Origin of the sequence: Xanthobacter sp. AM11 (assembly GCF_047444035.1) — a bacterium.
Classification (GTDB): Bacteria; Pseudomonadota; Alphaproteobacteria; order Rhizobiales; family Xanthobacteraceae; genus Xanthobacter.
The window spans coordinates 180,670-205,220 of sequence record NZ_JBLAOA010000001.1 but is presented as its reverse complement, the minus strand read 5'-3'; the positions used below and the strand labels follow the sequence as shown (position 1 = coordinate 205,220).

At 66.9% G+C, this 24,551-nt stretch carries 26 protein-coding genes; 17 read left to right on the top strand and 9 right to left on the bottom strand.

Annotation, left to right across the window (positions count from 1 at the left end):
* The first annotated feature begins 4 nt into the window (after nt 1-4).
* Genes ACI7BZ_RS00940 through ACI7BZ_RS00930 form a run of 3 tightly spaced genes read left to right on the top strand, consistent with a single transcriptional unit; the run spans nt 5 to nt 2,288 of the window.
* Nucleotides 5-790: a CoA pyrophosphatase gene (locus ACI7BZ_RS00940; RefSeq protein WP_414115338.1), complete on the top strand. Its 786-nt coding sequence runs from the start codon at nt 5-7 to the stop codon at nt 788-790.
* Complete coding sequence (locus tag ACI7BZ_RS00935; RefSeq protein WP_414115337.1) at nt 790-1,050, top strand: DUF6111 family protein; 261 nt, start codon at nt 790-792, stop codon at nt 1,048-1,050. The genes ACI7BZ_RS00940 and ACI7BZ_RS00935 overlap by 1 nt, the downstream gene beginning before the upstream one ends.
* Entirely contained in the window at nt 1,047-2,288 is a 1,242-nt protein-coding gene (locus ACI7BZ_RS00930; RefSeq protein WP_414115336.1) for a CCA tRNA nucleotidyltransferase, read from the top strand. Before ACI7BZ_RS00935 ends, ACI7BZ_RS00930 begins: the two co-directional genes overlap by 4 nt.
* Nucleotides 2,289-2,322: 34 nt before the next feature.
* Here ACI7BZ_RS00930 and ACI7BZ_RS00925 read toward each other — a convergent pair whose 3' ends face one another.
* The 4 genes from ACI7BZ_RS00925 to ACI7BZ_RS00910 all read right to left on the bottom strand — a co-directional run bounded on the left by ACI7BZ_RS00925 (nt 2,323) and on the right by ACI7BZ_RS00910 (nt 5,050).
* The gene (locus ACI7BZ_RS00925) at nt 2,323-2,553 is read right to left on the bottom strand and encodes a YodC family protein (protein WP_414115335.1); all 231 of its coding nucleotides are present in this window, start codon (nt 2,551-2,553) and stop codon (nt 2,323-2,325) included.
* 73 nt (nt 2,554-2,626) lie between these two features.
* A complete protein-coding gene (locus ACI7BZ_RS00920) occupies nt 2,627-3,520 on the bottom strand; it encodes a hypothetical protein (RefSeq protein ID WP_414115334.1) in 894 nt (297 codons plus the stop codon).
* Between the two features lie 73 nt (nt 3,521-3,593).
* On the bottom strand, nt 3,594-4,523 hold the full coding sequence (gene hemF, locus ACI7BZ_RS00915) for an oxygen-dependent coproporphyrinogen oxidase (protein WP_414115333.1): 930 nt from the start codon (nt 4,521-4,523) through the stop codon (nt 3,594-3,596).
* A gap of 65 nt (nt 4,524-4,588) precedes the next feature.
* Nucleotides 4,589-5,050, bottom strand: coding sequence for a tRNA (cytidine(34)-2'-O)-methyltransferase (locus ACI7BZ_RS00910; RefSeq protein ID WP_414119058.1), 462 nt, complete (start codon nt 5,048-5,050; stop codon nt 4,589-4,591).
* A gap of 269 nt (nt 5,051-5,319) precedes the next feature.
* Here ACI7BZ_RS00910 and petA point away from each other — a divergent pair, with 269 nt between their 5' ends.
* The 5 genes from petA to ACI7BZ_RS00885 all read left to right on the top strand — a co-directional run bounded on the left by petA (nt 5,320) and on the right by ACI7BZ_RS00885 (nt 9,924).
* Nucleotides 5,320-5,847, top strand: coding sequence for a ubiquinol-cytochrome c reductase iron-sulfur subunit (gene petA / locus ACI7BZ_RS00905; protein WP_414115332.1), 528 nt, complete (start codon nt 5,320-5,322; stop codon nt 5,845-5,847).
* A gap of 38 nt (nt 5,848-5,885) precedes the next feature.
* Nucleotides 5,886-7,160: a cytochrome b gene (locus tag ACI7BZ_RS00900; protein ID WP_414115331.1), complete on the top strand. Its 1,275-nt coding sequence runs from the start codon at nt 5,886-5,888 to the stop codon at nt 7,158-7,160.
* A 22-nt stretch (nt 7,161-7,182) separates the two neighbouring features.
* Nucleotides 7,183-8,034 (top strand): cytochrome c1, encoded by an 852-nt coding sequence (locus ACI7BZ_RS00895; RefSeq protein ID WP_414115330.1) that lies wholly within the window; start codon nt 7,183-7,185, stop codon nt 8,032-8,034.
* 469 nt (nt 8,035-8,503) lie between these two features.
* Nucleotides 8,504-8,941: a cytochrome c-550 PedF gene (gene pedF / locus ACI7BZ_RS00890; RefSeq protein ID WP_414115329.1), complete on the top strand. Its 438-nt coding sequence runs from the start codon at nt 8,504-8,506 to the stop codon at nt 8,939-8,941.
* A 299-nt stretch (nt 8,942-9,240) separates the two neighbouring features.
* The gene (locus tag ACI7BZ_RS00885; RefSeq protein WP_414115328.1) at nt 9,241-9,924 is read left to right on the top strand and encodes a response regulator transcription factor; all 684 of its coding nucleotides are present in this window, start codon (nt 9,241-9,243) and stop codon (nt 9,922-9,924) included.
* Between the two features lie 117 nt (nt 9,925-10,041).
* Here the strand turns inward: ACI7BZ_RS00885 and ACI7BZ_RS00880 are convergent, their stop codons facing one another.
* The 3 genes from ACI7BZ_RS00880 to ACI7BZ_RS00870 all read right to left on the bottom strand — a co-directional run bounded on the left by ACI7BZ_RS00880 (nt 10,042) and on the right by ACI7BZ_RS00870 (nt 13,644).
* The gene (locus ACI7BZ_RS00880; protein WP_414115327.1) at nt 10,042-11,424 is read right to left on the bottom strand and encodes an ATP-binding response regulator; all 1,383 of its coding nucleotides are present in this window, start codon (nt 11,422-11,424) and stop codon (nt 10,042-10,044) included.
* A complete protein-coding gene (locus ACI7BZ_RS00875; RefSeq protein ID WP_414115326.1) occupies nt 11,421-12,614 on the bottom strand; it encodes an FIST N-terminal domain-containing protein in 1,194 nt (397 codons plus the stop codon). The genes ACI7BZ_RS00880 and ACI7BZ_RS00875 overlap by 4 nt, the downstream gene beginning before the upstream one ends.
* A gap of 184 nt (nt 12,615-12,798) precedes the next feature.
* Nucleotides 12,799-13,644 (bottom strand): transporter, encoded by an 846-nt coding sequence (locus tag ACI7BZ_RS00870; protein WP_414115325.1) that lies wholly within the window; start codon nt 13,642-13,644, stop codon nt 12,799-12,801.
* A 350-nt stretch (nt 13,645-13,994) separates the two neighbouring features.
* On the opposite strand from ACI7BZ_RS00870, the gene ACI7BZ_RS00865 reads away from it, so the two are divergent.
* The 4 genes from ACI7BZ_RS00865 to ACI7BZ_RS00850 all read left to right on the top strand — a co-directional run bounded on the left by ACI7BZ_RS00865 (nt 13,995) and on the right by ACI7BZ_RS00850 (nt 19,822).
* Nucleotides 13,995-15,827 carry a methanol/ethanol family PQQ-dependent dehydrogenase gene (locus tag ACI7BZ_RS00865; RefSeq protein ID WP_414115324.1) on the top strand — a complete coding sequence of 611 codons (1,833 nt, stop codon included), beginning with the start codon at nt 13,995-13,997 and terminating at the stop codon, nt 15,825-15,827.
* A 106-nt stretch (nt 15,828-15,933) separates the two neighbouring features.
* Entirely contained in the window at nt 15,934-16,533 is a 600-nt protein-coding gene (locus tag ACI7BZ_RS00860) for a pentapeptide repeat-containing protein (RefSeq protein ID WP_414115323.1), read from the top strand.
* 472 nt (nt 16,534-17,005) lie between these two features.
* Nucleotides 17,006-17,686 carry a response regulator transcription factor gene (locus ACI7BZ_RS00855; protein ID WP_414115322.1) on the top strand — a complete coding sequence of 227 codons (681 nt, stop codon included), beginning with the start codon at nt 17,006-17,008 and terminating at the stop codon, nt 17,684-17,686.
* A gap of 102 nt (nt 17,687-17,788) precedes the next feature.
* Complete coding sequence (locus ACI7BZ_RS00850; RefSeq protein WP_414115321.1) at nt 17,789-19,822, top strand: YgiQ family radical SAM protein; 2,034 nt, start codon at nt 17,789-17,791, stop codon at nt 19,820-19,822.
* Nucleotides 19,823-19,849: 27 nt separating this feature from the next.
* Here the strand turns inward: ACI7BZ_RS00850 and ACI7BZ_RS00845 are convergent, their stop codons facing one another.
* Together ACI7BZ_RS00845 and ACI7BZ_RS00840 are read right to left on the bottom strand one after the other, a co-directional pair.
* On the bottom strand, nt 19,850-21,160 hold the full coding sequence (locus ACI7BZ_RS00845) for an RsmB/NOP family class I SAM-dependent RNA methyltransferase (RefSeq protein WP_414115320.1): 1,311 nt from the start codon (nt 21,158-21,160) through the stop codon (nt 19,850-19,852).
* 149 nt (nt 21,161-21,309) lie between these two features.
* Nucleotides 21,310-22,173: a transglutaminase family protein gene (locus ACI7BZ_RS00840; RefSeq protein WP_414115319.1), complete on the bottom strand. Its 864-nt coding sequence runs from the start codon at nt 22,171-22,173 to the stop codon at nt 21,310-21,312.
* 393 nt (nt 22,174-22,566) lie between these two features.
* Here ACI7BZ_RS00840 and ACI7BZ_RS00835 point away from each other — a divergent pair, with 393 nt between their 5' ends.
* The 5 genes from ACI7BZ_RS00835 to ACI7BZ_RS00815 all read left to right on the top strand — a co-directional run bounded on the left by ACI7BZ_RS00835 (nt 22,567) and on the right by ACI7BZ_RS00815 (nt 24,057).
* Entirely contained in the window at nt 22,567-22,779 is a 213-nt protein-coding gene (locus tag ACI7BZ_RS00835; protein ID WP_414119057.1) for a cold-shock protein, read from the top strand.
* Between the two features lie 207 nt (nt 22,780-22,986).
* On the top strand, nt 22,987-23,115 hold the full coding sequence (locus tag ACI7BZ_RS00830; RefSeq protein WP_414115318.1) for a hypothetical protein: 129 nt from the start codon (nt 22,987-22,989) through the stop codon (nt 23,113-23,115).
* Nucleotides 23,116-23,124: 9 nt separating this feature from the next.
* The gene (locus ACI7BZ_RS00825; RefSeq protein ID WP_414115317.1) at nt 23,125-23,391 is read left to right on the top strand and encodes a hypothetical protein; all 267 of its coding nucleotides are present in this window, start codon (nt 23,125-23,127) and stop codon (nt 23,389-23,391) included.
* A 64-nt stretch (nt 23,392-23,455) separates the two neighbouring features.
* Nucleotides 23,456-23,719 carry a DUF1488 family protein gene (locus ACI7BZ_RS00820; RefSeq protein WP_414115316.1) on the top strand — a complete coding sequence of 88 codons (264 nt, stop codon included), beginning with the start codon at nt 23,456-23,458 and terminating at the stop codon, nt 23,717-23,719.
* Nucleotides 23,720-23,736: 17 nt separating this feature from the next.
* Complete coding sequence (locus tag ACI7BZ_RS00815; protein WP_414115315.1) at nt 23,737-24,057, top strand: hypothetical protein; 321 nt, start codon at nt 23,737-23,739, stop codon at nt 24,055-24,057.
* Nucleotides 24,058-24,551 lie beyond the last annotated feature (494 nt).

The following is a 24,551-nucleotide window of genomic DNA, read 5'->3' as shown; positions in this document are numbered from 1 at the left end:
TTCGATGCCGCAGGACCAGCCCCCCGAGGCGCACAGGCATGATGCGGCATTCGGGCCGGATGCATCGTCCGGCGGGGCCGCCGACGGGCCGCCGCCCGAGGATGACGATGCGCCCGGCCCCGCTCATGCTTCCGAGGGGGAGGGGCCGCCGGCGGACCTGACGCTGGCGGACTTCCTGCAGCGGGCCGGGGCGCGCCTTCTGCCCGCGCCGCCGCCCTTCTATTCCGAGGCGGCCTTCGCCGGCCTCAATGGCGACCACGCGCTGCAGCCGGACCGCCAGAATCTCGCCCCCGCCGCCGTGCCGCGGCACGCCGCCGTGCTGGTGCCGGTGGTGGCGCGGCCGCAGCCCTCCATCCTGCTCACCCTGCGCTCGCCCCATCTGTCCCAGCATGCGGGGCAGATCGCCTTTCCCGGCGGGCGGGTGGACCCCGGCGATGCGGACGAGCGCGCCGCGGCGCTGCGCGAGGCGCAGGAGGAAGTGGGGCTCGACCGGCGATTCGTGCGCCATCTGGGCTATCTCGACGGCTATCTTTCCGGCACCGGCTTCTGGATCGTGCCGGTGGTGGGGCTGGTGGACCCCGCCTACGATCTCACCCTCAATCCCGCCGAGGTGGCGGAGGCGTTCGAGGTGCCGCTCTCTTTCCTCATGACGCCGCGCAATCACGAGCGCCAGTCGCGCGAATGGAAGGGCACGCTGCGCCATTTCTACGCCATGCCCTATGAAGGGCGGAACATCTGGGGCGCGACGGCGGGCATGCTGCGCAACCTCTATGAACGGATCTATGCCTGATGGTGCGCAGCCTTCTCATCGAACTTGTCCTGTTCCTCACCCCCTTCCTCCTCTATGGCGCGCTGCTGCTGGCCACCAAGGGCTCGCTGGTGCCGGAGCACTGGTCGCTGGGCGCCCTCGTGGCGGTCTCGACGGTGGCGATCCTCCTGGTGGTGCTGGGCCTCTTCGTGTTCGAGCATGGCCGCCAGGCCCCGCCCGGCAGCCGCTATGTGCCGGCGCAGGTGCGCGACGGCGTGTTCGTGCCCGGGCATTTCGAATGAGCGGACCGGCCGGCGCGGCCGGGCGCCACGACCTCGCGGGCGCGGCCTTCTGGACGACGCCCGGCCTTCTGGTGCTGCTCGGCCTTCTGAATGCGGAGGGGGAGGAGGCCCGGGTGGTGGGCGGCGCCGTGCGCAATGCCCTGCTGGGCCTGCCGGTGGCCGATGTGGACATCGCCACCACCGCCCTGCCCGAGGTGGTGCGCGCGCGGGCGCTGCGCGCCGGCCTGAAGGCGGTGCCCACCGGCATCGACCACGGCACCATGACGGTGGTGGTGGACCACCACGCCTTCGAGGTGACCACCCTGCGGGAGGACATGCAGACCGACGGGCGCCGCGCCGTGGTGCGATTCGGCCGCTCCTGGCTGCATGATGCGGAGCGGCGCGATTTCACCCTGAACGCGCTTTATGCCCTGCCCGACGGGACGGTGCTGGACCTGGTGGGCGGCCTTGCCGACCTTGCCGCCCGCCGGGTGCGCTTCATCGGCGATGCGCAGGCGCGCATCCGCGAGGACTACCTGCGCATCCTGCGCCTGTTCCGCTTCCATGCCGCTTACGGCCACGGGCCGGTGGACGCCGCCGCCCTCACCGCCGCCATCGGCCTGCGCACCGGGCTGCTCAGCCTGTCGCGGGAACGGGTGCGGGCGGAGATGATGAAGCTGCTGGTGGCCGCCGGCGCCGGGCCGACTCTGGCCACCATGGGCGACGCGGGGCTGCTGCAGATGCTGCTGGCCGGCATTGGCGATGTGCCGGCCTTCATCCGCCTGGCGGCGCTGGAGCAACGCCTGGCCGTTGCGCCGGACCCGGTGCGCCGGCTGGCGGCGCTGGCGTTGCGGGTGGTGGACGATGTGGAGCGGCTGCGCGACCGGCTGCGCCTGTCCAATGCGGAAACCCGCCGGCTGATGGCCTTGTGCGGACCGGTGCCGCCCCTGCCCGATGCGCAGGCGGCGCGGGCCTTCATCTACCGGGCCGGCGCGGCGGCGGCGGATCGCGCCCTGCTTGCCGCGGCCCGGGGGCGCAGCGGCATGGAGCCGGTGGTGGCCCTGTGCCACAGCTGGACACCGCCGCGACCGCCCTTCGGCGCCGCCGACCTCATGGCCCTGGGCCTCGCTCCCGGCCGGGCCCTCGGCGTCGCCTTGGGGCGGGCGGAGGAGGCCTGGGTGGCGGCTGATTTTCCCGCGGAACCTGATACCATCAATACCCTGCTGCGCGCGGCGGCAGGGCTGCCCGGCGGGGCCTGACCGAAGGTATCAGGGGAGTGAAGGACGGCCGGGGTCAGTCCTCGTCGTCGTCCGCCTCGTCCTCGTCTTCATCCTCGTCCTCGTCTTCGTCGAATTCGGCGATATCAAGGGTTTCGAGGGCGATGGCGGGGATGGTCTGGGTGCGGAACTCGCTGACCTCGTCGGCATACCAGATCACCGACACATCCTCGCCGGCGACGGCGACGATAGTGAGGGCCGGACTGCCGGACTTGAGCTGCACGATCTCTCCGGGCGCGAACGCCATGGCTGTGTCTCCCCGCTGAAGGCGCGGCCGGAGCCGCAGGGGAAACGCTTAGTCGGGCTTCATGACGATCCGGTCACGGTTTCCACCGAAGGAAATAAAAAAGGTCTGGCGGGGTGTTGAGGCCGCGCACCCGCTCCACCTGGATCATCCCCAGCATGGAGATTCCGTTCAGGCGCTGCACATTGTTGTCCAGCTGCTGGCGCGTGGCCGCCGGCGGGGGCGCGGGAAGCGGGGCCTGGCTCACATCCGGCGCGCCGGCCGCCCACACCCGGGCCGGCTCGATGGCATCATGGACCTGCCGGAAGCAATAATTGAACACGATGAGGTGGTGCTTGATGCTGCGCCAGTCGATATCGAACCCCTTGAAGCTGACGACATCAAGGGTCTTCTCATCCGGGAAATGGGGCATGCTGGCTTCGCCGGTGCAATCGAACTTTGCTTGCTTCAACTTGCCATAGCTCAGTGGATCTTTCGCGGCACCGGTAGAAGCGCTCATGTCGCGGTACTGTGGCGCAGAAGCCCAGTCCAGATGACGCTGGGCATCGAAGACGAGGGCATCCATCTTCTGGCGCAGCATCATGCGTTGTGCTTCATAGGCAGGGAAAGTGGCGGCGGCGCGCTCGCGCAGGTATTTCAGCTTCTGCGGCGGGTGGGGTTCCATGGCGTCGGCGTAGGTGAAATAGATCACTTCTTGCAAGGTCTGGGCCTTGGCAAGTTCCACGTTCATGGAATCGAATGTCCTGGTGGCTTCCGTGAAGTCATCGGCGTTCCGCTCCAGTTTTTCTTCAACGTACCATCGTGCATACTGAAATGCCGTGCCTACGGCGGCGGCGAATATGGTTCCCGCAATGCCGATGAGGCCGATATCCTTGAGTCGCGAGAAAAAGCTCTTCCTGCCGGCGGGCGGCTGCTCGCTCAGGATGCGGAACGGCTGTGGAATGCTTGCGGGCTCGATCTCCGGCGGCATGGCTGGCCCCGATGCTGCGACGCCACCAGCCTATCCCCGCAGGCGAAAGGCGCATCCCCAGAACGGGGGAAGATCAGGGCCATTTCACCACGGGTGGCATGGAGGAGAGGATGGATTCCACATTTCCCCCCGTCTTCAGGCCGAAAATGGTGCCGCGATCATAGAGCAGGTTGAATTCCACATAGCGGCCGCGCCTGACCAACTGCTCCTCCCGCTCGGCTTCGCTCCAGGGTTTGGCCATGTTGGCGCGCACGATCTTTGGATAGATATCGAGGAAGGCGAGCCCGACATCCCGCGTAAAGGCGAAGTCGTCCTCAAAGGTGCCCCGTCCGGCGGCCGCGCTGTCCAGGTAGTCGTAGAATATTCCGCCCACGCCGCGCATCTCGTTGCGATGCTTCAGGAAGAAGTATTCGTCGCACCAGGACTTGTAGCGCCCGTAATCGGCCACCGGATGGGCGGTGCAGGCCGCCTCCATGGCCCGATGGAATGCGATGGTATCTGTATCCTCCTGCGTGCGCCTGCTTGACAGTAGCGGAGTAAGGTCCGCCCCGCCGCCGAACCACGCCTTGGTGGTCATCACGAAGCGCGTATTCATATGCACGGCAGGCACATGGGGGTTGGTCATGTGGGCGATCAGCGAGATTCCGGCCGCCCAGAAGCGCGGGTCTTCCGCCGCCCCGGGGATCTGCCCGCGGAACTCCGGCGCAAACTCCCCATGGACGGTGGAAATATGCACCCCCACCTTCTCGAACAGCCGCCCCCGCATGAGCGCCATGGTCCCACCCCCGCCGGGCGCGCCGGTATGGTCGGTGCGGTTCCAGGGCGTGCGCGTGAAACGGCCGGGCGCGCCGGGGTAGAGCTGCGGTGCGGCCTCGTCCTCAAGTGCTTCGAAAGCCGCCAGAATTCGGCCCTGCAGCTCTGCGAACCAGGCCTGAGCGGCCGTGCGCCGGGCCGGCGTCGCATCGGCGCCGGAAGGCGCGGGGGCTGGGGAGGTGGTGGGCATGGGCGGCTCCGCAAGTGCACCCGCGGCTTCTACTCCCTGCCGCCCGGCGACGGAAGCCGCCGGCCTCAGGCGCCGCCAAAGCCGTCGGTCTGGCGCAGCGCCTCGGCCAAGGCGATGCCGGCGGCCACCGCCACATTCAGCGAGCGCAATCCCGGGCGCATGGGAATCTTCACCCGCGCATCCACCGCGTCATGCACCTGCGGCGGCACCCCGGCCGATTCCCGGCCGAACAGCAGCGCATCGCCGGGACGGAAGCGGAAGGCGGTGAGCGGCACCGCCCCCGTGGTGGTGAACAGCACCAGCCGGCGCCCCTGCGCGCGCCGCATGGCGTCGAAAGCGGCAAACGAAGCGTGGCGCTGCCAGGCGATCGCGTCGATATAATCCATCCCGGCGCGGCGGAAGCCGGCCGCCCCCACGGGGAAGCCCGCAGGCTCGATGATGTGGACCTCGGCGCCCAGGCAGGCCCCGGTTCGCAGGCAGGTACCCGCATTCTGCGCGATGTCGGGGCAATAGAGCGCGAGGATCATGCTTGCCAAGCCCGGATCAAGGAAGGCGCGGCACCGCGGCGCGCCGGTCCGCACGTGCCGGGCGGAGCGTGCGCCGGCAATAGGACATTATGGCAGGACCGCGTGCCGCACGGCCACGATCTGGACAAGATGATGAGAGGGTGCAATTAGAGGCGCTCGAAGGTGGTGGCCCGCGTCTGCGCGTGGACATCATGACCGCGCGTGCGCCCGGCACCGGGACGGGTGCAAGGCACACGGGCGAGACGAAAACAGGATCGGGGAACTGCGCCGTGGCACATACGGAGACGTCGGACACGACGACGCGTCGGGACTTCCTCTTCATCGCGACCGGCGCCGTGGGCGCGGTCGGTGCGGCGGCAATGGTCTGGCCGTTCGTTTCCCAGCTGCAGCCTGATGCATCGGTGCTGGCGCTTTCCACCACCGAGGTGGATCTCTCCCCCATCGCCGAGGGCCAGATCGTCACGGTGCAGTGGCGCGGCAAGCCCATCTTCATCTCCCACCGCACCGCGAAGGAGATCGAGGAGGCACGCGCTGTGCCGCTTTCGGCCCTGCCGGATCCGCAGCTCGACCAGGACCGCGTGAAGGCCGGCAAGGACCAGTGGCTGGTGGTGATCGGCATCTGCACCCATCTCGGCTGCGTGCCGCTGGGTCACCAGGGCGCCTATCACGGCTGGTTCTGCCCGTGCCACGGCTCGGCCTATGACACCTCCGGCCGTATCCGCCAGGGGCCTGCGCCACTTAATCTTCTGCTCCCGCCCTATGCATTCACATCCGACACCAAGATCGTGATCGGCTGACGCGCGCTTCGTCGCCGCTTTCAAAAAAGGTTGGACCCATGGAAGGACATTCCACCTACCAGCCCAAGGGGAAGGTCGCGCAGTGGTTCGAAAGCCGCCTGCCGATCGTTGGGCTGATTCATTCTTCGGCAATCGCCTATCCGGTGCCGAAGAATCTCAACTACATGTGGACCTTCGGTGCGATCCTGACCTTCATGCTGGTCTGTCAGATCGTGTCCGGCGTCGTGCTCGCCATGCATTACGTGGCCTATGCGCCGGTGTCCTTCGCCCGTGTCGAGCACATCATGCGCGACGTGAACTATGGCTGGCTCATCCGCTATATTCACGCCAACGGCGCGTCGATGTTCTTCATCGCAGTCTACATCCACATCTTCCGCGGCCTTTATTACGGCTCCTACAAGGCGCCCCGCGAAGTGCTGTGGATCCTGGGCGTGATCATTTATGTCCTCATGATGGCCACCGCCTTCATGGGCTATGTGCTGCCGTGGGGCCAGATGTCGTTCTGGGGCGCCACCGTCATCACCAATCTGTTCTCGGCCATCCCCTGGATCGGCGAGACCATCGTGCAGTGGCTGTGGGGCGGCTATTCGGTGGGTGACCCCACGCTGAACCGCTTCTTCTCCCTGCATTACCTGCTTCCCTTCATGATTGCCGGCGTCGTGGTGCTGCACATCTGGGCGCTGCACCATGTGGGCCAGAACAATCCCGACGGGATCGAGGTGAAGAGCGTCGCCAAGGACACGGTCCCCTTCACCCCCTACGCGACCATCAAGGATGTGTTCGCCATGGTGGTGTTCCTGATCTTCTTCTCCTGGTTCATCTTCTACACCCCGAACTATCTCGGCCACTCGGACAATTACATCCCGGCCAACCCGCTCTCGACCCCGGCGCATATCGTGCCCGAATGGTACTTCCTGCCGTTCTACGCGATCCTGCGCGCCATCCCCGACAAGCTCGGCGGCGTGCTCGCCATGTTCGCCGCCATCGTGGTGCTGGCCTTCCTGCCCTGGCTGGATACGTCCAAGGTGCGCTCGGCCAAGTACCGGCCCCTGTACCGCCAGTTCTTCTGGGTGTTCACGGTGGTGGCCATCGGCCTCGGCTATCTCGGGTCCCAGCCGGCGGAAGGCCTGGCGCTGATCGTGTCGCGGATCTTCACCGCCTACTATTTCATTCACTTCCTCATCATCCTGCCGCTCCTCGGCCTGTTCGAGCGCCCGAAGCCCCAGCCGGCGTCCATTGCGGATGCCGTTCTCGCCAAGGGCAAGGGCGGTGCGGTTGTGGTCGCCGGGGCGGCTGCCCCCGAGACCAAGTGAGCCGGGCGCGGAGAGAACAGCAATGACCATTCGTAGCAGTCTCTTCGGTGCCGTCGCGGCGGCGCTGCTCCTCGCGGCGGGCACCGGGGCTCCGGCCACCGCCGCCGAGGGCGGCGGTCACGATGCCCGCCCGCACCGCATGTCCTGGTCCTTCGCCGGGCCGTTCGGCCTCTATGATCAGGCCCAGCTCCAGCGCGGCTTCAAGGTGTTCAAGGAGGTGTGCAGCGCCTGCCACTCCGCGAATTACTTTTATTTCCGCAACCTCGCCCAGCCGGGCGGCCCGTCCTTCACGGAGGCCCAGGCCAAGCAGGTGGCGAGCGAATACCAGATCACCGATGGCCCGAATGACGCCGGCGACATGTTCCAGCGCCCGGGCCGCCTTTCCGACCACTGGCCGGCGCCCTTCCCCAACGACAATGCCGCCCGCGCGTCCAACGGCGGCGCGCTGCCGCCGGACCTGTCGGTGATCGCCAAGGCCCGCTCCTACCACGTGGGCTTCCCCGGCTTCATCACGGACGCCTTTATCCAGTACCAGGAGCATGGCGTGGACTATATCCACGCGCTGCTCACCGGTTATGTGGACCCGCCGGCAGGCGTGGATGTGCAGCCGGGCCTGCACTACAACACCTATTTCCCGGGCAACCAGATTGCCATGCCGAAGCCGATCAGCGACGGGCAGGTGGACTACACGGACGGTACGCCGCAGACCGTGGAGCAATATTCGGAGGACGTGTCGGCCTTCCTCATGTGGCTCGCCGAGCCGCACCTTGAGGACCGCAAGCGCATCGGCTTCCAGGTGATGATCTTCCTCATCGTCCTGTCGGGCCTCCTTTATTTCACCAAGAAGAAGATCTGGTCGCACATTGCGCACTGAGCGGGCTTCCGGCCCGCCTGTGTGGATCGTGTGGTGACGGGGGCCCTGCGGGGCCCCTTTTCATATGTGCGGGGCGCGGGGAGGCGTGCCTCGGCGCCGGCCCCCGGCGGCGCATGGGCCGGCCCGCCATCGGCTGTGCGCCGCTGCCTGGAGATGGTCATTGCGGCATCCTTGCGTGTCGGCGTGGAGGGGGCGGGGCGGGTCCCGACCTGGGGCGCCGTTCCTGACGCTTCCCTTCGCGTCTTGGCGCTGCCGCTGACGCCGCTTCCCGTGCCGCCTCCCCGCGGAATGGCCCTGCGTCCAGGCCGGCGGTTCGCCATTCACCCGGCCGGTGGATCGCTGGGCCGTGCCCTGCGCGATGGTGATGTACCAAGGGGCAATTGGCACCCATTCGTCCATCGCTAGCATGTCGTCGGAAAGCGGCCGCAGCAAAGCGCCGCAACAAGAACGATCTGCTGGGAGGACTGAAATGTGGGCTCGCCGCGCCCTTGTCTTGATCACGCTCCTGTCTGCCGCCGTGGGACCGATGACGGCCGTGCACGGCCATGGGGATGCCGCGCCGCAGCCGGTGGACACCGCCGGTCTCGATCCGGTGGGAACCGTCTGGCTTGAGGAGAACCCCTATCGGCTGAAAGGGGGCAAGCAATATGAGCTGGCACAGCAGATCGGCGCCTCCGGCTACAATCAGAATTGCGCCCGGTGCCATGGCCTCGAAGCCGTGTCCGGTGGCATCGCCCCGGATCTGCGCTATCTCGAAACTGGCACGGACGGCGACCAGTGGTTCCTGCAGCGCATCCGCCATGGCTACAGCCAGGACGGCAGCGTGAAGATGCCGCCGTTCGAAAACATCCTGAACCAGGAAGCCATGTGGGCCATCCGCTCCTACCTTGAGACCCGTCCGAACTGACGGGGCGCCGCCTATCCGGTCCCGCGGGGCTGGCGGCGGGGCCGCTTTGCCGCTACCCTTCGTATGGCGGCGACCCTTAGAGCGCGATCCGAGCAAATTGAATCCATTTGCTCGGTCAATCGCCCTCTCACTTAAGGATAGAGAACGCGTTGTCCGATCACCTTGCGACGCAAGCTGATCGGGGCGTTCTCTCGGGTGGGGGCATTCCGGCGGGAACGGTGCCCCCGAATGTCGGATCCGATAGCGTGCCCGGTGCTCGATCCCTGAGCGGACGGCACGCCTGCCATGGTGCAAGCGCGATGAACCGGTTTCTGATCGTCGATGATCATCCCTTGTTCCGCGAGGCGCTCCACCGCGCGGTCCGGCTTGCCTGCCCGTCCTCACAGATCGAGGAAGCCACCACCCTTGCCGCGGCGGTGGTCCAGATCCAGCAGCCCGAGCGCGCCTTCGACCTTGTTCTGCTCGACCTTTCGATGCCGGGAACCGAGGGGTTCGAAGGGCTGCTGGAGCTGCGCTCCCGTTTCCCCGAACTGCCCATCGTCATCGTCTCCTGCCTCGACGATGCGCGCATCGTGCAGCGCGCCCTCTTCTATGGCATCGCGGGCTATATTCCCAAATCCGCATCCCGGGAGGTCATCGCCGGGGCCATCACCGCCGTGATGAGCGGGGCGATCCATATTCCCGAAGCCCTTCTGGGGCCCGGCTCCTCCGGCCTGGAGGGGACGGAGCAGAACGACGTGCTCACCCGCCTCGCGGCGCTGACGCCACAGCAGCTGCGGGTGCTGCAGATGCTGCGCCAGGGTCGCCTCAACAAGCAGATCGCCTATGAGCTCGACGTGTGCGAGCGCACGGTGAAGGCCCATGTCTCGGAAATCCTGCGCAAGCTCGGCGTCTACAGCCGCACGCAGGTGGTCATCGAAACCGCCAAGATCGACTTCGAATCGCTCACCGAGAACGCCCACGCGCGGGGCACCGCGGCATAAGAACGCCTTGCCGGCGGGCTTGCCGCCCGGGTCCGCTATGGGCGCACGGCGCTCTAACTTAAGGAAAGAGAACGCGTTGTCCGATCAGCATGCGATGCAAGCTGATCGGCGCGTGCTCTAGGGAAGGTGATGCGCGATCAGCGCGCGCAGCTCCGCGGGCTTCAGGGGCTTCTTCAGCAGGGCCAGGCCCTGCCCCGCCACCTCGGCCTCCACATGGGGGGAATAGTCCGCAGTGGTGATGATGGCCGGAATCGCCCGGCCCGCCATGGCCCGCACGCGCTCCACCACCTCGGGGCCGCAGAGCCCGTGGTCGAGATGATAGTCGGCCACGATCAGGTCGGGGATGAAACCGTCCTGGTCCAGAAGCGTCAAGGCGGAAGGCACGTCGTGGGCGAAGCGCAGGGTGCATTGCCAGCGGGCCACCAGCGCCTGCATGGCGTCCACCACCAGGCGGTCATTCTCCACCAGCAGCAGCCGGGCGTCGGCGATGCCATAGGCGCGCGACACGAGAAGCCGCTCGGGCCGCGGCAGCACGCTGGCGTCGTCGATCACCGGCACCTCCAGGGAGAAGACCGAGCCGCGGCCCTCCACCGAACGGAAGGAAAGCCGGTGCCCGAGCGTGTCGCTCATGCGGCGCACGATGGCGAGGCCGAGGCCCAGGCCGTTGCCGCAGGGGCCATCCAGTCCCGCGGCCGGGCCGCGCTGGAATTCCTCGAAGATGCTCTCGTGGCAGGATGGCGGAATGCCGATGCCCGTGTCCACCACATCGATCCGCACGTGCTGCCCGCGCCGCCGCGCGCCCAAAAGGACGCCGCCCTCCGGCGTGTAGCGCACGGCATTGGAAACGAGGTTCGAAATGATGCGCTTGAGCAGCACGGGGTCGCTGCACAAGGTTACATCGGGCGCGCGCACGCAGATGCGCAGCCCCTTCTGGGACGCCATGGGCGCAAATTCGCCGGCAACGCTGGCCAGAAGATCGCGCGCCCGCACGGCGCCCTGGTTGGCCACCATCACCCCGGCATCGAGCTTGGAGATGTCGAGCACGCTCTTGATCAGGTCCTCGATGCTGGCCAGGGCCCGGTCCACCTGCCCCACGAGATGCTGGCCGTCGGCGGAGAGGGAGACTTCGGACAAGGCCGAAAGCAGCAGCCGCGCGGCGTTCAGCGGCTGCAGCAGGTCGTGACCGGCGGCGGTGAGGAACTTGCTCTTGGAACGGTTCGCAATTTCCGCAGCTTCCTTCGCCTCCAGCATTTCCCGGTTGCTCTTCTCCAGCCAGCGCTTGGCGGCGAGCAGTTCCTCGGTGCGCTGATGCACCTGTTCCTGAAGCACGATGGCCGCCTGGAACAGGGAATAGGCGTTGGCCTGCCCGTCCATCATGCGCTCGGCGCGGTCGATGAGCGCGGCGTTCACCTTCTCCAGGCGCTTCACCCGCTCGGGATCCTCCACGCGCGAAGAACGGCCGTCGAGGCTTCCGCAACTGCCCAGGATGATGTCGGTCATGGGGTCGGCCACGCGTGCTGCCCGGCCGCCGCGCGCCCGAAGGCGATGCCGGTGAAGGTCTGGTTGATGTGCATGGCCTTGTATTGTTCGCCATAGGTGCTGAAGCCCACCACATGGTAATGGCGGTAAAGCTCCGCCACGCGGTGGGAGAGCTGGCGATCCTCGGCTTCCACCCGCCGCAGGACGCAATCAAAGCCCAGCACCACGTCGATCCCGCCCATCTCGGCCTCCAGGCGGCCGAGGGCGCTGTCGATGCTTTCGGCAATGTCGCGCCGGCGCGCCAGGGTGAGGACGACGCCGTTGTCGATGGCGCAGAAGAAGGACAGGCCCTGCCGCTCCACCCGCCGGATGGAGCGGCAGAAATAGTCGCCGCCAATCTTCACCATCAGCGGATGCGAGGCAAAGCTCATGGGCGAAAGGGTGCCGGCGTCCAGCCCGGTGACCTGCGCATATTCCTCGCCCGCCGGGGCGCCGTTGATCTCGGTGACGACGCGCCGTTCCTGATCGCATTCGGTGACGACGAGGCGCACGTCCGTCGGCTCATAATGATCGGACTTGAAGATCCTGAAGGGCAGCGCCGAGTGGAAGAGGCAGAGCAGCGCCGCATCGGTGTAGGCCGCGCCATCGTGGATGATCCAGGTTTCCCGGAAGGCCAGCCCGTCGCCAGCCGATCCGCCCACCTGGGGAATGTCCCTCAGCTCCACCTGGAAGGCGGAGACCATCACCTCCTCGCAGTTGGACAGGCCGTCGATGAGGGTGACGGCGAAGGCGGAATGCGCCATCTCGCTGCCGATGAGCGCGGCGCAGCGCTCCTTGAGCATCTGGGCGCAGGCGATACCGCGCTCGAAGCCGTGCCGTGAGATCTGGGTGACGAGGCCGGCCAGGCAGCGGAACTTCTCGGCCGGGAACAACAGCGCCACGACGCCGCCGTCGCTCATGCCGAAGGGGCCGATCTCGCCCGCGGTGGAGCACCCCGCCTGCATGGGAATATCGACCTCGCGCTTCAGCGTCGCAGCGAGGGATGCCGCGTCCAGCGACGACGAGAAGAACACCAGCATGGCGGAGAATTCGCGCTCCGCCGCCGCCGCCCGCACCATGGCCGCGAAGCCGTCTATGTCCGCCTCCGCTTGCGCGACGGTGACAATGCCGTTGCCGGCAGTGGCGTTTGCATGGGCGGATAAACGCAGCAATGGCGTTCCCTCCCTTTCCATCCCTGAGATTGACGTTTTTTTTAAAGGTAACCCTTCGCGCCAGCCGTCACAACCACATCACATCACGGGCCGCAGCGCCCCCTTGGGCCGGCAGGGGAAGGGGCCGTCCCGTCACGAAAAGGACCCGGATGCACGGGCATCCGGGCGAGGCAGGCGGGGGCGCCTATTTGGTGACGAGGCCGGCCGGCGTCGGGGCGGCGAAGGGATTGCCGAGCGGCACGATGATGCGGCCCCACAGGCGGGTGTCGTAGCCGCCGTAGTTTTCCTCATAGACGTCGGAGGTCAGGTAGGCCTGCAGGATCACCGGGCCGAAGTCGTAGCCCACAAGCCCGCCCAGGGCGAACTGGCTCTGCTTGCGGTATCCGTAGACGGGGGTGTTGAGATCGGTGGAATAATAGGCGACCGGGCCAATCTCCCACTTGCCGAACTTCTTGGTTGCCGTGAGGTCAATGTTCAGGAAGTCGGGATTGACGGTCTTGGTGGCACCGTCGGCCTGGATGCCCCAGATGACGTTGGCGGTGAGATTCCAGCCGTCGCCGGTATAGCTCACGGCGAAGCGCTGGTTCAGGGAGCTGCTGTCGAACCCCACATCCGTATCGACCCCGGCATAGGCGCCGATGAGATAGCTGAAGCCGAGGCCGCCGCCGAGGTCCCAGGCCAGCTGGGCGGCGAAGAACGGGTTGTAGAAGCCGTAGAGATAGGTCGTGTCGGTAATCCCCACCTCGGCCACCGGTGCTGCGGCAAGAAACTGCAGCCGGGCACCGGCAAGATGCCAGGGGGTGGACCAGGCGAGCACCGGAATGCTCACCCCTAGGCAGGTGTCGGGATCGGTGTTGCGGCAGCCCCAGTCCGCGGTGTTGACGAAATAGAAGCCTTCCGGCAACGGCGCACCCACGGCAAGGCCGACCGTCTCGCCGGGCTGGGTGACGGAACCTGCATGCGCGACGGTGTTCAGCGTGCCGACGGCTACCAATCCGGCCAGAACTGCTTGAGCCCAGTTGGCGTTCATCTCTCTCTCCCCCTGTTATTTATTGCGCTGCGGAACGGGCGGACGTGGCGCCTCCACCCGTTCGAGCGAGCCGGGGCCACTGTCTGGCGCGTTCGCGCTTCTTGCCATTGCCCTTTGGGGAAAGACGTCGATGGAGAATTCTGGCGTTGCGCCTGTCGATAACATAAAATATGGCTTGAAATATGGATTTCATCAAAATTAGCAGCGCAACAATTTGTGTTCTCTCAGTATTTTATCATCTCCTTATCACTCTGTTCTCATGACAATCTTATATTTGAAGCGATAGCGTTCCGGCATCTTGCTCCGACAAGAGCGGCATTGGCCGAACCATAAGAGGGAGGATGCGGAACATGCTGAACCTACTGCGCCGTGCGGCGCTGACGGTGGTGAGCGCCGGCGCTCTGGCCGTTGCTTTCACGGCCGGCGCGCTCGCCAAGGACGTGACCTGGAACGACATCGTGAACGACGCCGAGACCCCCGGCGACGTGCTGATGTACGGCCTCGGCCCCAAGGCCCAGCGCCACAGCAAGCTCGACAAGATCACGGCCGATAACGTGTCGCGGCTCGTGCCGTCCTGGTCGTTCTCGTTCGGCGACGAGCGCCAGCGCGGCCAGGAGACCCAGGCGCTGCTTCACGACGGGGTGCTCTACGTCACCGCCTCCTATTCCCGCATCTTCGCCATCGACGCGCGGACCGGAAAGCGCCTGTGGGCCTACTCCCATCGCCTGCCCGACGACATCCGCCCGTGCTGCGACGTGATCAACCGCGGCGCCGCCATCTATGGCGACAAGGTCTATTTCGGCACCCTCGACGCCTCCGTGGTGGCGCTGAACAAGGATACCGGCAAGGTCGTCTGGAAGAAGAAGTTCGGCGACCACAAGGCCGGCTACACCATGACCGGCGCGCCCACCCTGGTGAAGGACCAGAAGTCCGGCCGGGTGCTGCTCATCCACGGCTCGTCGGGCGACGAGTTCGGCGTGGTGGGCCTGTTGTTCGCGCGGGACCCGGAAACCGGCGAAGAGGTGTGGATGCGCCCGCTGGTGGAAGGCCACAAGGGGCGGCTCGACGGGAAGGAGTCCACCATCACCGGCGATCCCAAGGCCCCGTCCTGGCCGCGGGACGCCAAGGGCGAGCTGGTGGAGGCGTGGCACCACGGCGGCGGCGCCCCATGGCAGAGCGCAGCCTTCGACACCGAGACCAACACCATCGTCATCGGCGCCGGCAACCCCGCCCCGTGGAACGGCTGGAAAAGGTGGCCCGGCGACAGCCTGTTCACCTCCGGGCAGGCCTATGTGGACCCTGCGACGGGCGAGCTGAAGGGCTTCTACCAGCACACCCCCAACGACGCCTGGGACTTCTCGGGCAATAACGAGATCATCCTGTTCGAATACAAGGATGCCTCCGGCAAGACCGTGAAGGCCGGCGCCCATGCGGACCGCAACGGCTTCTTCTACGTCACCGACCGCACCAAGCTCGCCACCGCCGACGGCGCAATCAACAAGCCCAATGCGGTGATCGCCGCCTATCCGTTCGTGGACGGCATCACCTGGGCCAAGGGCATCGACCTGAAGACCGGCCGGCCCATCGAGGTGGACGGCCAGCGCCCGCCGCTGCCCAAGGAGGGCGAGAGCAAGGGCGCCGCAGTCGAGGTCTCGCCGCCCTTCCTCGGCGGCAAGAACTGGAATCCCATGGCCTACAGCCCGGACACCGGCCTGTTCTACATTCCGGCCAACCACTGGAAGGAGGATTACTGGACCGAGAACGTCACCTACAAGGAGGGTGCCGCCTATCTCGGCCAGGGCTTCCGCATCAAGCGCATGTACAATGACCACGTGGGCATTCTGCGCGCGATGGACCCGAAGACCGGCAAGGTCGCCTGGGAGCACAAGGAAACCTTCCCCCTGTGGGCGGGCACGCTCACCACGGCCGGCAATCTGGTGTTCACCGGCACCAGCGACGGTTACTTCAAGGCGTTCGACGCCAAGACCGGCAAGGAGCTATGGAAGTTCCAGACCGGCTCGGGCATCGTCGGCTCGCCCATCACCTGGGAGATGGACGGCAAGCAATATGTGGGCATCGCCTCGGGCTATGGCGGCGCCGTGCCCCTGTGGGGCGGCGACATGGCCGAGCTGACCCGGCAGGTGACCCAGGGCGGGTCCTATTGGGTGTTCGAGCTGCGCTGAGGCCGGCGGCGGGCCTGCCCCGCCGTCCCTGATCCCCCATCGCGGCCGGACCTGTCCCCTGGACGATCCGGCCGCCCCTCATCCCCGCTCCAGGACCCGTTCCGCCATGGCCACCCTTCCCAGGACGGGCATTGCCCTCGTCGTTTCGCTGCTTCTGATGCTGGCACCCGCGGTGGCCGGCGACGGGGAGGGGGACGATGCCGCGGAGCCTCTCGCCATCGGCAGCTGCCGCATCGCGCCCAATGCGGCGTGCCCGGGCGCCGATCTGCGCCATGCGGAACTGAAGGGCGTGGACCTTTCCAATGCAGACCTGACCGGCGCCAACATGGCGCGCATCGACCTGCGCTACGCCAATCTGCGCGGCGCCAGGCTGAAGGGCGCCAACCTCGACGGCGCACGGCTTCAGATGGCGTTCCTGCAGGGGGCCGATCTTTCCGGCGCGAGCCTGCGGGGCGCGGACCTGGAGTTCGCCCGCATCGCCGGCGCCGACATGAGCGGGGCGGACCTCACCGCCGCCAATCTGGAGGCGGTGCGGGCGCAGCGCGTGCAGCTGGTGCGCGCGCGCCTCGTCAATGCGGCCCTTCAGGAGGCCAAGCTCTACGAGGCCAATTTGTCCTTTGCCGACATGACCGGCGCGAAGATCAAGTTCGCCATCTTCCAGGACGCCTTCATGGAAGGCTGCAAGGGCTGCCCGTTCGACTGGTAGGCCCCGGAGCCGCAGCCGAGGCCGGGCCGCAGGGCAAGGCCGCTGGCCCCCGCCGGGGCCGGGGCGTATTGCCCGAAGGTGAAATGTCGGGGTGCCGGGGACGTTGGTAGGGTGATGCCCCGTTGAAGCCGGGCTCCGCCGACGATGCCGCACGCCGCGCACAAGATCCCATCCACACGCCCGCGCTCCGGCCCCGCGGCGAGCGGTTGCGCCGTGACCGGCGGCGCCCGTGCGCCCGCCCACGCCCGCCCCGCGCGGTGTCCGTCGCCGGACCCGTTCCCGCCGCTGCACGGCATGCGCCGGCGCCTGCCCTCAAACGCGCCCGCCCCACGCAGCGGACCGCTGATGCGGTGCCGCCGGCGCGCGTTCGGTGCCGGCCACCCCTTTTGTCAATCCCGCGCCAGACGGGACGAAACCAAGCAAGCGGCGACGGCCAAGCCACCGTGCCGCGGCCACCAGGGAAGACGCTCCGATGAATCTCCTGCTCGTCGACGACGACATCGCCTCCAGCCGCATTCTCACCCATGGCCTCAAGACGGCCGGCTATTGCGTGGACTGGACCGAAAGCGGCCGTGACGGCCTGCAGAAGGCGCGGACCGGCCCCTACGGCGCCGTGATCCTCGACCTCACCCTGCCCGACATGGACGGGCTCGACGTGTGCCGGATGCTGCGGATCGAGGAGAACGGGCCGCCGGTCCTCGTGCTTTCCGCCCATGACAGCGTGGCGCAGAAAGTGGGGGCGCTGGATGCCGGAGGCGACGACGTTCTGGCCAAGCCCTTCGCCTTCGACGAACTGCTGGCCCGCTTGCGGGCGCTGCTGCGGCGCAGCCCCGCGCCGGTGGACCAGCCGGCCCCGAAGCTGCGCGTGGGCGACCTCGTGCTCGACCGCGACGCCCATCAGCTGCTGGTCTGCGGCGTGCCGGCGCCGTTGACGGTGCGCGAGTTCCATCTGCTGGAATTCTTCATGAAGAGCCCCAACAAGGCCTTGAGCCGCGCGGCCATCCTTACCGGCGTGTGGGGCCTGGATGCGGACGTGACCGAGAATTCCGTCGATGTGTACGTGGGTTATCTGCGCCGCAAGATCGACGAGCTCTCCGGCTCGGCGCGGATCGTGACCATGCGCGGCGTGGGCTTCAAGCTGGCTGCGGGCTGAAGCGGGCGGGTGCCGCCCCTGCGGCCATGGATGCGGGGATGGGTCCTGTGGTCCTCAACACGGCGAGTTGAATTCGCTGCAAGGCAGCCTTATGCGAAAGCGATGCATATCCACGCTGACGCAGAGAAACCCTTGAGTTCCTTGTCCTGCTACCGGCCGCCTGCCGGCCGGGCGGCGCCGTTCCTGCCCATGAGCCGCGCCGAGATGGCCGCGCTCGGCTGGGACGCCTGCGACATCGTGCTGGTGACAGGCGACGCCTATGTGGATCATCCCAGCTTCGGCATGGCCATCATCGGCCGGCTGCTGGAAGCCCAGGGCTTCCGGGTGGGCATCATCGCGCAGCCCGATTGGCAGTCGGCAGAGCCGTTCAAGGCGCTGGGCAGGCCGGAGCTGTTCTTCGGCGTCACCGGCGGCAACATGGATTCCATGGTCAACCGCTACACGGCGGACCGCCGGCTGCGCCACGACGACGCCTATACCCCCGGCGGGGAGGGCGGCCGGCGGCCGGACCGCTCGACCATCGTCTACACGCAACGCTGCCGCGAGGCGTTCAAGGACGTGCCGATCGTGCTTGGCGGCATCGAGGCATCGCTGCGCCGCATCGCCCATTACGACTACTGGTCCGAGAAGGTGCGCCGCTCGATCCTGGCGGACGCCAAGGCGGACCTGCTGGTCTATGGCAATGCCGAGCGTGCCATCATCGAGGTGGCGAACCGCCTCGCCGCCGGGGAGGCGCCGCGGGATATCGACGACGTTCGCGGCGTCGCCCTGTTCCGCCGCGTGCCGGACCATTACACGGAACTTCACGCCGACGATCTCGACACCGCCGACGAGGGGGCCGCCCGCCGCCCCGGTGATGTGGTCATCCGGCTGCCGGCCTACGAGCAGGTGGAAGCGGACAAGGAGGCCTACGCCCGCGCCTCGCGCGTGCTGCACCGGGAGGCCAATCCGGGCAACGCCCGCCCCCTCGTCCAGCGCCACGGCGACCGCGACCTGTGGCTGAACCCGCCGCCCATCCCCCTGACCGGCGCCGAGATGGACGCGGTCTACGACCTGCCCTATGCCCGCGCGCCGCATCCCGCCTATGGCGATGCGAAGATCCCCGCCTGGGACATGATCAAGTTCTCGGTGACCATCATGCGCGGCTGCTTCGGCGGCTGCACCTTCTGTTCCATCACCGAGCATGAGGGCCGCATCATCCAGAACCGCTCTGAGGGCTCGATCCTGCGCGAGATCGAGCAGATCCGCGACCGGACGCCGGGCTTCACGGGCGTGATCTCGGACATCGGCGGCCCCACCGCCAACATGTACCGCATGGCCTGCAAGGACCCGAAGATCGAGGCGGCATGCCGGCTGCCGTCCTGCGTCTTCCCCGACATCTGCCCCAACCTGAACACCTCCCACGACGATCTGATCCGGCTCTATCGCAAGGTGCGCGAGGTGGAGGGGGTCAAGCGGGTGATGGTCGCGTCCGGCGTGCGCTACGACCTCGCCGTGAAGAGCCCCGAATATATCAAGGAGCTGGTGACCCATCACGTCGGCGGCTATCTGAAGATCGCCCCCGAGCACACCGAGCGCGGCCCCCTCGACAAGATGATGAAGCCGGGCATCGGCACCTACGACCGCTTCAAGGAGATGTTCGACGCCGCGGTGAAGCAGGCGGGCAAGAAATACTACCTCATCCCCTATTTCATCGCCGCGCATCCGGGCACGACCGACGAGGACATGATGAACCTCGCGCTCTGGCTCAAGAAGAACCGCTATCGCGCCGACCAGGTGCAGACGTTCCTGCCCTCGCCCATGGCCACGGCAACGGCCATGTACCACAGCGGCGTCAATCCCCTGCGGGGGGTGCGGCACGGGGGAAGCGAGAAGGTGGTGACGGTTACGGGCCTGCGCCAGCGCCGGCTGCACAAGGCGTTCCTGCGCTACCACGACCCCGACAATTGGCCGCTGCTGCGCGAGGCGCTGAAGCAGATGGGCCGCGCCGATCTCATCGGCTCGCGCCCCGACCAGCTCGTGCCGGCGCACCAGCCGCCCGGCACCGGCAAGGCCGCCGGCACGCGACGGCCGGTGAGCCGCACGAGCGGGGCGCAGCGCTTCACCACGAAGGGCGTCTGCCTGCCCAGAAAGTGACCGGCCGGCGCCCCCGCGCTCCGTGCCTTATGCCGGCGACGGCGCGGGCGCGCGCTGCATCACAGCCGCGAAAAAGCCGTCGGTATCGTGGCGTGCGGGCGTCAGCGACAGGTGGTCGGGATGCGCGGAGCTGGTCAGTTGCGGCGCGGCCTCGCGCAGCGGCACCACCTGAAAATCGGGGTGCGCCGCCAGGAGGCCGGCCACCTGCGCCTCGTTTTCCTCGGGCAGCATGGAGCATGTGGCGTAGACGAGCCGCCCGCCGGGCTTCACCAGCCGGGCCGCGCTGGCAAGAATGCCGGCCTGCAGCGGCAGCAGATTTTCAAGCCCGGCGCCCAGCGGGCGCCAGCGGGCATCGGGATTGCGCCGCCATGTGCCGGTGCCGCTGCAGGGGGCATCCACCAGCACGCGATCGAACGTGCCCTTGTGGCGCTTCACCCAGCGATCCGTTTCGCTGGCCAGGGTGCGGGTCTCGATATTGTGGAGCCCGGCACGCCTGAAGCGCTCGGCGGCGCGCTTCAGGCGGCCCTCCAGCACGTCGCAGGCGATGACATGGCCCTTGTTCGCCATCTGCGCGGCAATGGCCAGCGTCTTGCCGCCGGCCCCGGCGCAGAAATCCACCACCCGTTCGCCCGGCCTTGCGTCCACCAGCATGGCCACGAGCTGCGAGCCCTCGTCCTGGATCTCGACCTCGCCGTCCTTCAGCATGGGCAGGCCGGCCAGCGGGGGGCGCTCCTTCACCCGAATGCCGTAAGGGGCCATGCCGGATGCCTCGGCCGGCAGGCCAAGATCGTGCAGGGCGCGCAGCACGGTTTCGCGCGTGGCCTTGAGCGGATTGACGCGCAGATCGAGCGGGGCGGCGGTGAGAAGCGCGGCCATCTCGCGCCCGAACGAGTCCTGGAAACGCCGCCGCAAGGGCTCGACCGCCCAGGAGGGGCATTCAAAGCGCACCTCGTCCGGCATGGCGGGGTGGTTGATGGGGCAGCCCTGCAATTTCACCAGCAGCGTGCACTCGTGATCCCTCAAGGGAGCCGGCGCGAGCTTTCCACCGTTGAACAGATGCTGGACCTGATCCAGTGTCTTGCCGCCATCCAGCGCAAGCCATGCCAGCAGCCGATTGCGCGGCACCGCCTCACGCCCATGCTTGCCGAGCCACCAGCCTATGCGTGCGTGATGCCGCAGCAAGGCATAGAGCAGATCGGCAATATGGCCGCGGTCCCTGTCGCCGATATGGCGATGGGCCCGAAACCACGCGGAAACGACAGCATCGGCGGGACGCGCGATGCGATCAATTTCATGCATCAGGTCGAGGGTGGCTTGCAGACGGGCGGCGGGTGTCACTTCGAGGCGTTCAGGCTGAAAAACGGCGCGGCATCATAGACGAGGGCGCCGGCCTTGCCTATGGCGGCGCTTGTTCTTCGGGCTGATCCCGCAACGGGCCGCGGTGCGGCCCAGCCCATGCGGTGACCTTCCTCATGCGGTGACCTTCCTCATGCTGTGACCTGCACGTCCACCCGCATGTCCCGGAAGGCGGCGCCGTCGCCGACGAAGATGCCCTGCACCGGTATCGCCTGGCGGATGTCGCGTACCACGGCCACCGGGATGAGGTTGAACCCGCCCATGCTGCGATTGGTGGGATCGAACGGAATCCAGCCCGCCCCCGGCACGAACACTTCCGCCCAGGCATGGGTGGAGCCGGTGCCCGCCGTGCCCACGAGGCTGCCGGCGGGATTGTAGAGATAGCCGGACACGATGCGCGCGCCGAAGCCCAGGCTGCGGGCGGTCTCCGCGAACAGGACGGCGAAATCCCGGCAGGAGCCCCAGCCCCGATCGAGGGTTTGCGTGGGCGACTGGGTGCCCTCCTCGTCCCGGCTCTGGTAGGAGATCCGCTGGGAGACGCCGGCGCTCAGGTCCTTGAGCAGCGACAGCGTATCGGTGGGGTTGCCCCGGACGAACCCCTGCGCCCAGTTCCGCAGCCGGCCCGAGGCATCCGGGAATTGCGGCGTGGCCAACGCGCCAAGGTCGGTCCATTCGTCATCGGAATAGCGAAACGGGAAGCTCACGGCCGAGCCGGCGATGGCGAACACCGGCCACGGCACGGCGTCGAGGTGCAATTGCGTGGTGCTGTCGATCACCAGATGGTCGCCGGCGAACGCAAAGGTCGCCGTGGCCACCGCATTGCCGAAGACATCCTGGGCCCATGTCACCGTCGCCGCCGGTGTCAGGGTGACCTGGTTCGACATGACCCGCAGGTCGCGGCTTTCACGCGGGCGAAGCATCAGGCGATGGGGGCCGAACGTCACCGGCCGATGGAAGCGGTAGGTGGTGGTATGGCGGATCTGGAGAGGGATCAAAGGCGCTCCGCGGGGCTGGGGCCGCGACCGATGGCCTGGCCCGGGGGCAAGGGCAGGCCGCGCGCCAGAGTTGGCCCGAGCCCGTTCGGCTGAACGCTCCCGGGTCCAATTCTCCGGCCGCGCAGGCAGGCGCCGCAGGGCGAGGAGGGCGCGGGAACGTATAATTTGCCTAGCATAACACGTGCCACGCAGAGTGAAAAAACGCTCGATCCATAAAATATTGTTGCAAGATCGGAAATTTCAGAGCATATTCTCCCAGTCGATCGAAAGCCTGATCACTTGGCTTTGCGCGGAGGAATCTTCTGCGCCCAACCAAAAATTCTCGCCCGAAAATGCGATTTCGACCATCGGCCGCGTGCCGGTGAGCTAAATATTAAATTGAAAGGGTTTCCCATGGTTGAGGGAACCGTGAAGTGGTTCAACGCCCAGAAGGGCTTTGGATTCATCGCTCCCGATGCGGGTGGCAGCGATGCCTTTGTCCATATCAGCGCCGTTGAGCGCGCCGGGCTCGGCGAGCTGCGCGAAGGCCAGAAGGTGGGCTTCGAGCTCGTCACTGACCGCAAGAGCGGGAAGATGTCCGCCGACATGCTCAAGGACCTGAGCTGACCAATCGGCCGGCATCCCGAGCCATTCGGGAAGGCCGGCCCTGCGCATCGCTTCCCTGTGGCTGACCGCGGATGTACCGGCAGCTTCGACAGCGATGCGCCATCCTCCTGCCCTGCAGGACGACGGATGCCTTGCAGCCCTTGAGGTTGCGGGGCGTTCTTCGTTGCACCCGCAGAGCCAACCGACGCGACCCAGAGTGAGGCGGCCATGGCCAAGGGACAGGTGCGCGGCAATCGCGAAGTCAAGAAGCCCAAGAAAGTCAAGGTGCCGGAAGCGCCGCCCGTCTTCGCGAAGGGAACGCCGGTGTCCATCGGCCCACCCAAGAAGAAGAGCTGAGGTGCTGGCATGAACGTTCGGACCCGTGAAACACAGGTCACGTTCGATCATCCATTTCAGCTGAGCGGTACCGATGGCATTCTGCCGGCGGGGACCTATCGCGTGGTGACCGACGAGGAGCCGATTCTCGGCCTTTCCTTCGTCGCCTATCGGCGCGTGGCGACAATGCTTCACACGCCGGCTCTCGCCGCGCCAAAGGGCAGAAGCGCGTGCTTGGCCGTGGACGCCGCCGAGCTCGATGCGGCCTTGGCGAAGGACCGGCAGCTTTCAGCTTGAAACCGCAAGGCCTCCTCTCCCGTCACGTCTGCCCAGAGGGACGTGCCCATCAAAGGGAATGCCGATGCCGCTCCAATTTCCCAACGCCAGCCGCATCTATGATCCGGCCCGGCGCTGCGTCACCTTCTGGGGGCACGATTCGGCCTTCGAAATCGCTTTCCACCTCGATCGGGATGTCCTGCAGCGGTTCAGCCCCCAGGCGGGGGAGGACGAAGCGGCATCGCTGCGGGTCTTCGATGTGAACCGCAACCGCATCGAGCGCGTCGCCAGCGGCGTCTATGCGCGGCGGCGCCAGAGCTTCCACCGTCTCTCCACATCCGATTTCTAGTGGATCAACCGAAACGGATGGTTCCCATCCGTTTCGAAAAGTTGATCCACCAGATCAAGGCGTTGTGGTTCGAGCTGGTCGCGACGGATGGGTTCCATCTGTCGCGGTCGAACCCACTAGGACCGGCGGCCACGAACGCCGCAACAGGCGCATGGCACCGCATTCAGGCCCTGTGCGCCTTCAGCCTCTGGCTCGACCGCCAGAAGAGCCAGTTCGAGCGTTTCTTCACCCGTATCGAGCAGATGCGTGGCCTCGCCACATGCTACGACCGCCGCCCGGACAACTTCCTCGCAGCCCTCAAGCTCGCCGCAACACGCATCTGGATCAATGCGTTATGAGTCCGCCGCCTGGCATCTGCGCGTCCCGCACCCCGGACACCAGCTTGGCTACGGATTTGTGCTGCGGCGTCGAGACGCTCCCGCCACCCGCGGGGCAAACCCGATAGCCACGAGCGATTACCGGCGCCCGCCCCGGCCATCGTGCACCGCAAGATGCGGCAAGCTCTCGCTCGCTTCCGCGCAGGGGGCGCGCGGCACGGGAAATGGGCGGCCGGCGCTGCGGCAGCGCTTAAGGTAAAGGCATACATCCTCTCCTGACGCCGTACTCCCGTCCCGGGCGCGGATCCACACGATGCGGCGGATGAATTGCCGGATCGCTGCATTTAACTTACGTTCTTAAGAAGATATGGCAGCGGATTTCCCGTAATGCTGCGTCATATTGCCGTTGCGCCGTAACTCTATCTGTTGAAGCCGTGTGTTCGGCAGCGCAGATGGGGGCATTTGATGCGAACGGCGAATGAAACGGCATCGCGCACGGCGAAGACATTGCGACA

Bases quoted from the DNA above. Each gene is read 5' to 3' on its own strand.
- ACI7BZ_RS00940 (WP_414115338.1), top strand. From the start codon at position 5: ATGCCGCAGGACCAGCCCCCCGAGGCGCACAGGCATGATGCGGCATTC.
- ACI7BZ_RS00935 (WP_414115337.1), top strand. From the start codon at position 790: ATGGTGCGCAGCCTTCTCATCGAACTTGTCCTGTTCCTCACCCCCTTC.
- ACI7BZ_RS00930 (WP_414115336.1), top strand. From the start codon at position 1,047: ATGAGCGGACCGGCCGGCGCGGCCGGGCGCCACGACCTCGCGGGCGCG.
- ACI7BZ_RS00925 (WP_414115335.1), bottom strand. From the start codon at position 2,553: ATGGCGTTCGCGCCCGGAGAGATCGTGCAGCTCAAGTCCGGCAGTCCG.
- ACI7BZ_RS00920 (WP_414115334.1), bottom strand. From the start codon at position 3,520: ATGCCGCCGGAGATCGAGCCCGCAAGCATTCCACAGCCGTTCCGCATC.
- hemF (WP_414115333.1), bottom strand. From the start codon at position 4,523: ATGCCCACCACCTCCCCAGCCCCCGCGCCTTCCGGCGCCGATGCGACG.
- ACI7BZ_RS00910 (WP_414119058.1), bottom strand. From the start codon at position 5,050: ATGATCCTCGCGCTCTATTGCCCCGACATCGCGCAGAATGCGGGTACC.
- ACI7BZ_RS00900 (WP_414115331.1), top strand. From the start codon at position 5,886: ATGGAAGGACATTCCACCTACCAGCCCAAGGGGAAGGTCGCGCAGTGG.
- ACI7BZ_RS00895 (WP_414115330.1), top strand. From the start codon at position 7,183: ATGACCATTCGTAGCAGTCTCTTCGGTGCCGTCGCGGCGGCGCTGCTC.
- pedF (WP_414115329.1), top strand. From the start codon at position 8,504: ATGTGGGCTCGCCGCGCCCTTGTCTTGATCACGCTCCTGTCTGCCGCC.
- ACI7BZ_RS00885 (WP_414115328.1), top strand. From the start codon at position 9,241: ATGAACCGGTTTCTGATCGTCGATGATCATCCCTTGTTCCGCGAGGCG.
- ACI7BZ_RS00880 (WP_414115327.1), bottom strand. From the start codon at position 11,424: ATGACCGACATCATCCTGGGCAGTTGCGGAAGCCTCGACGGCCGTTCT.
- ACI7BZ_RS00870 (WP_414115325.1), bottom strand. From the start codon at position 13,644: ATGAACGCCAACTGGGCTCAAGCAGTTCTGGCCGGATTGGTAGCCGTC.
- ACI7BZ_RS00865 (WP_414115324.1), top strand. From the start codon at position 13,995: ATGCTGAACCTACTGCGCCGTGCGGCGCTGACGGTGGTGAGCGCCGGC.
- ACI7BZ_RS00860 (WP_414115323.1), top strand. From the start codon at position 15,934: ATGGCCACCCTTCCCAGGACGGGCATTGCCCTCGTCGTTTCGCTGCTT.
- ACI7BZ_RS00855 (WP_414115322.1), top strand. From the start codon at position 17,006: ATGAATCTCCTGCTCGTCGACGACGACATCGCCTCCAGCCGCATTCTC.
- ACI7BZ_RS00850 (WP_414115321.1), top strand. From the start codon at position 17,789: ATGCATATCCACGCTGACGCAGAGAAACCCTTGAGTTCCTTGTCCTGC.
- ACI7BZ_RS00835 (WP_414119057.1), top strand. From the start codon at position 22,567: ATGGTTGAGGGAACCGTGAAGTGGTTCAACGCCCAGAAGGGCTTTGGA.
- ACI7BZ_RS00830 (WP_414115318.1), top strand. From the start codon at position 22,987: ATGGCCAAGGGACAGGTGCGCGGCAATCGCGAAGTCAAGAAGCCCAAG.
- ACI7BZ_RS00825 (WP_414115317.1), top strand. From the start codon at position 23,125: ATGAACGTTCGGACCCGTGAAACACAGGTCACGTTCGATCATCCATTT.
- ACI7BZ_RS00820 (WP_414115316.1), top strand. From the start codon at position 23,456: ATGCCGCTCCAATTTCCCAACGCCAGCCGCATCTATGATCCGGCCCGG.
- ACI7BZ_RS00815 (WP_414115315.1), top strand. From the start codon at position 23,737: ATGGTTCCCATCCGTTTCGAAAAGTTGATCCACCAGATCAAGGCGTTG.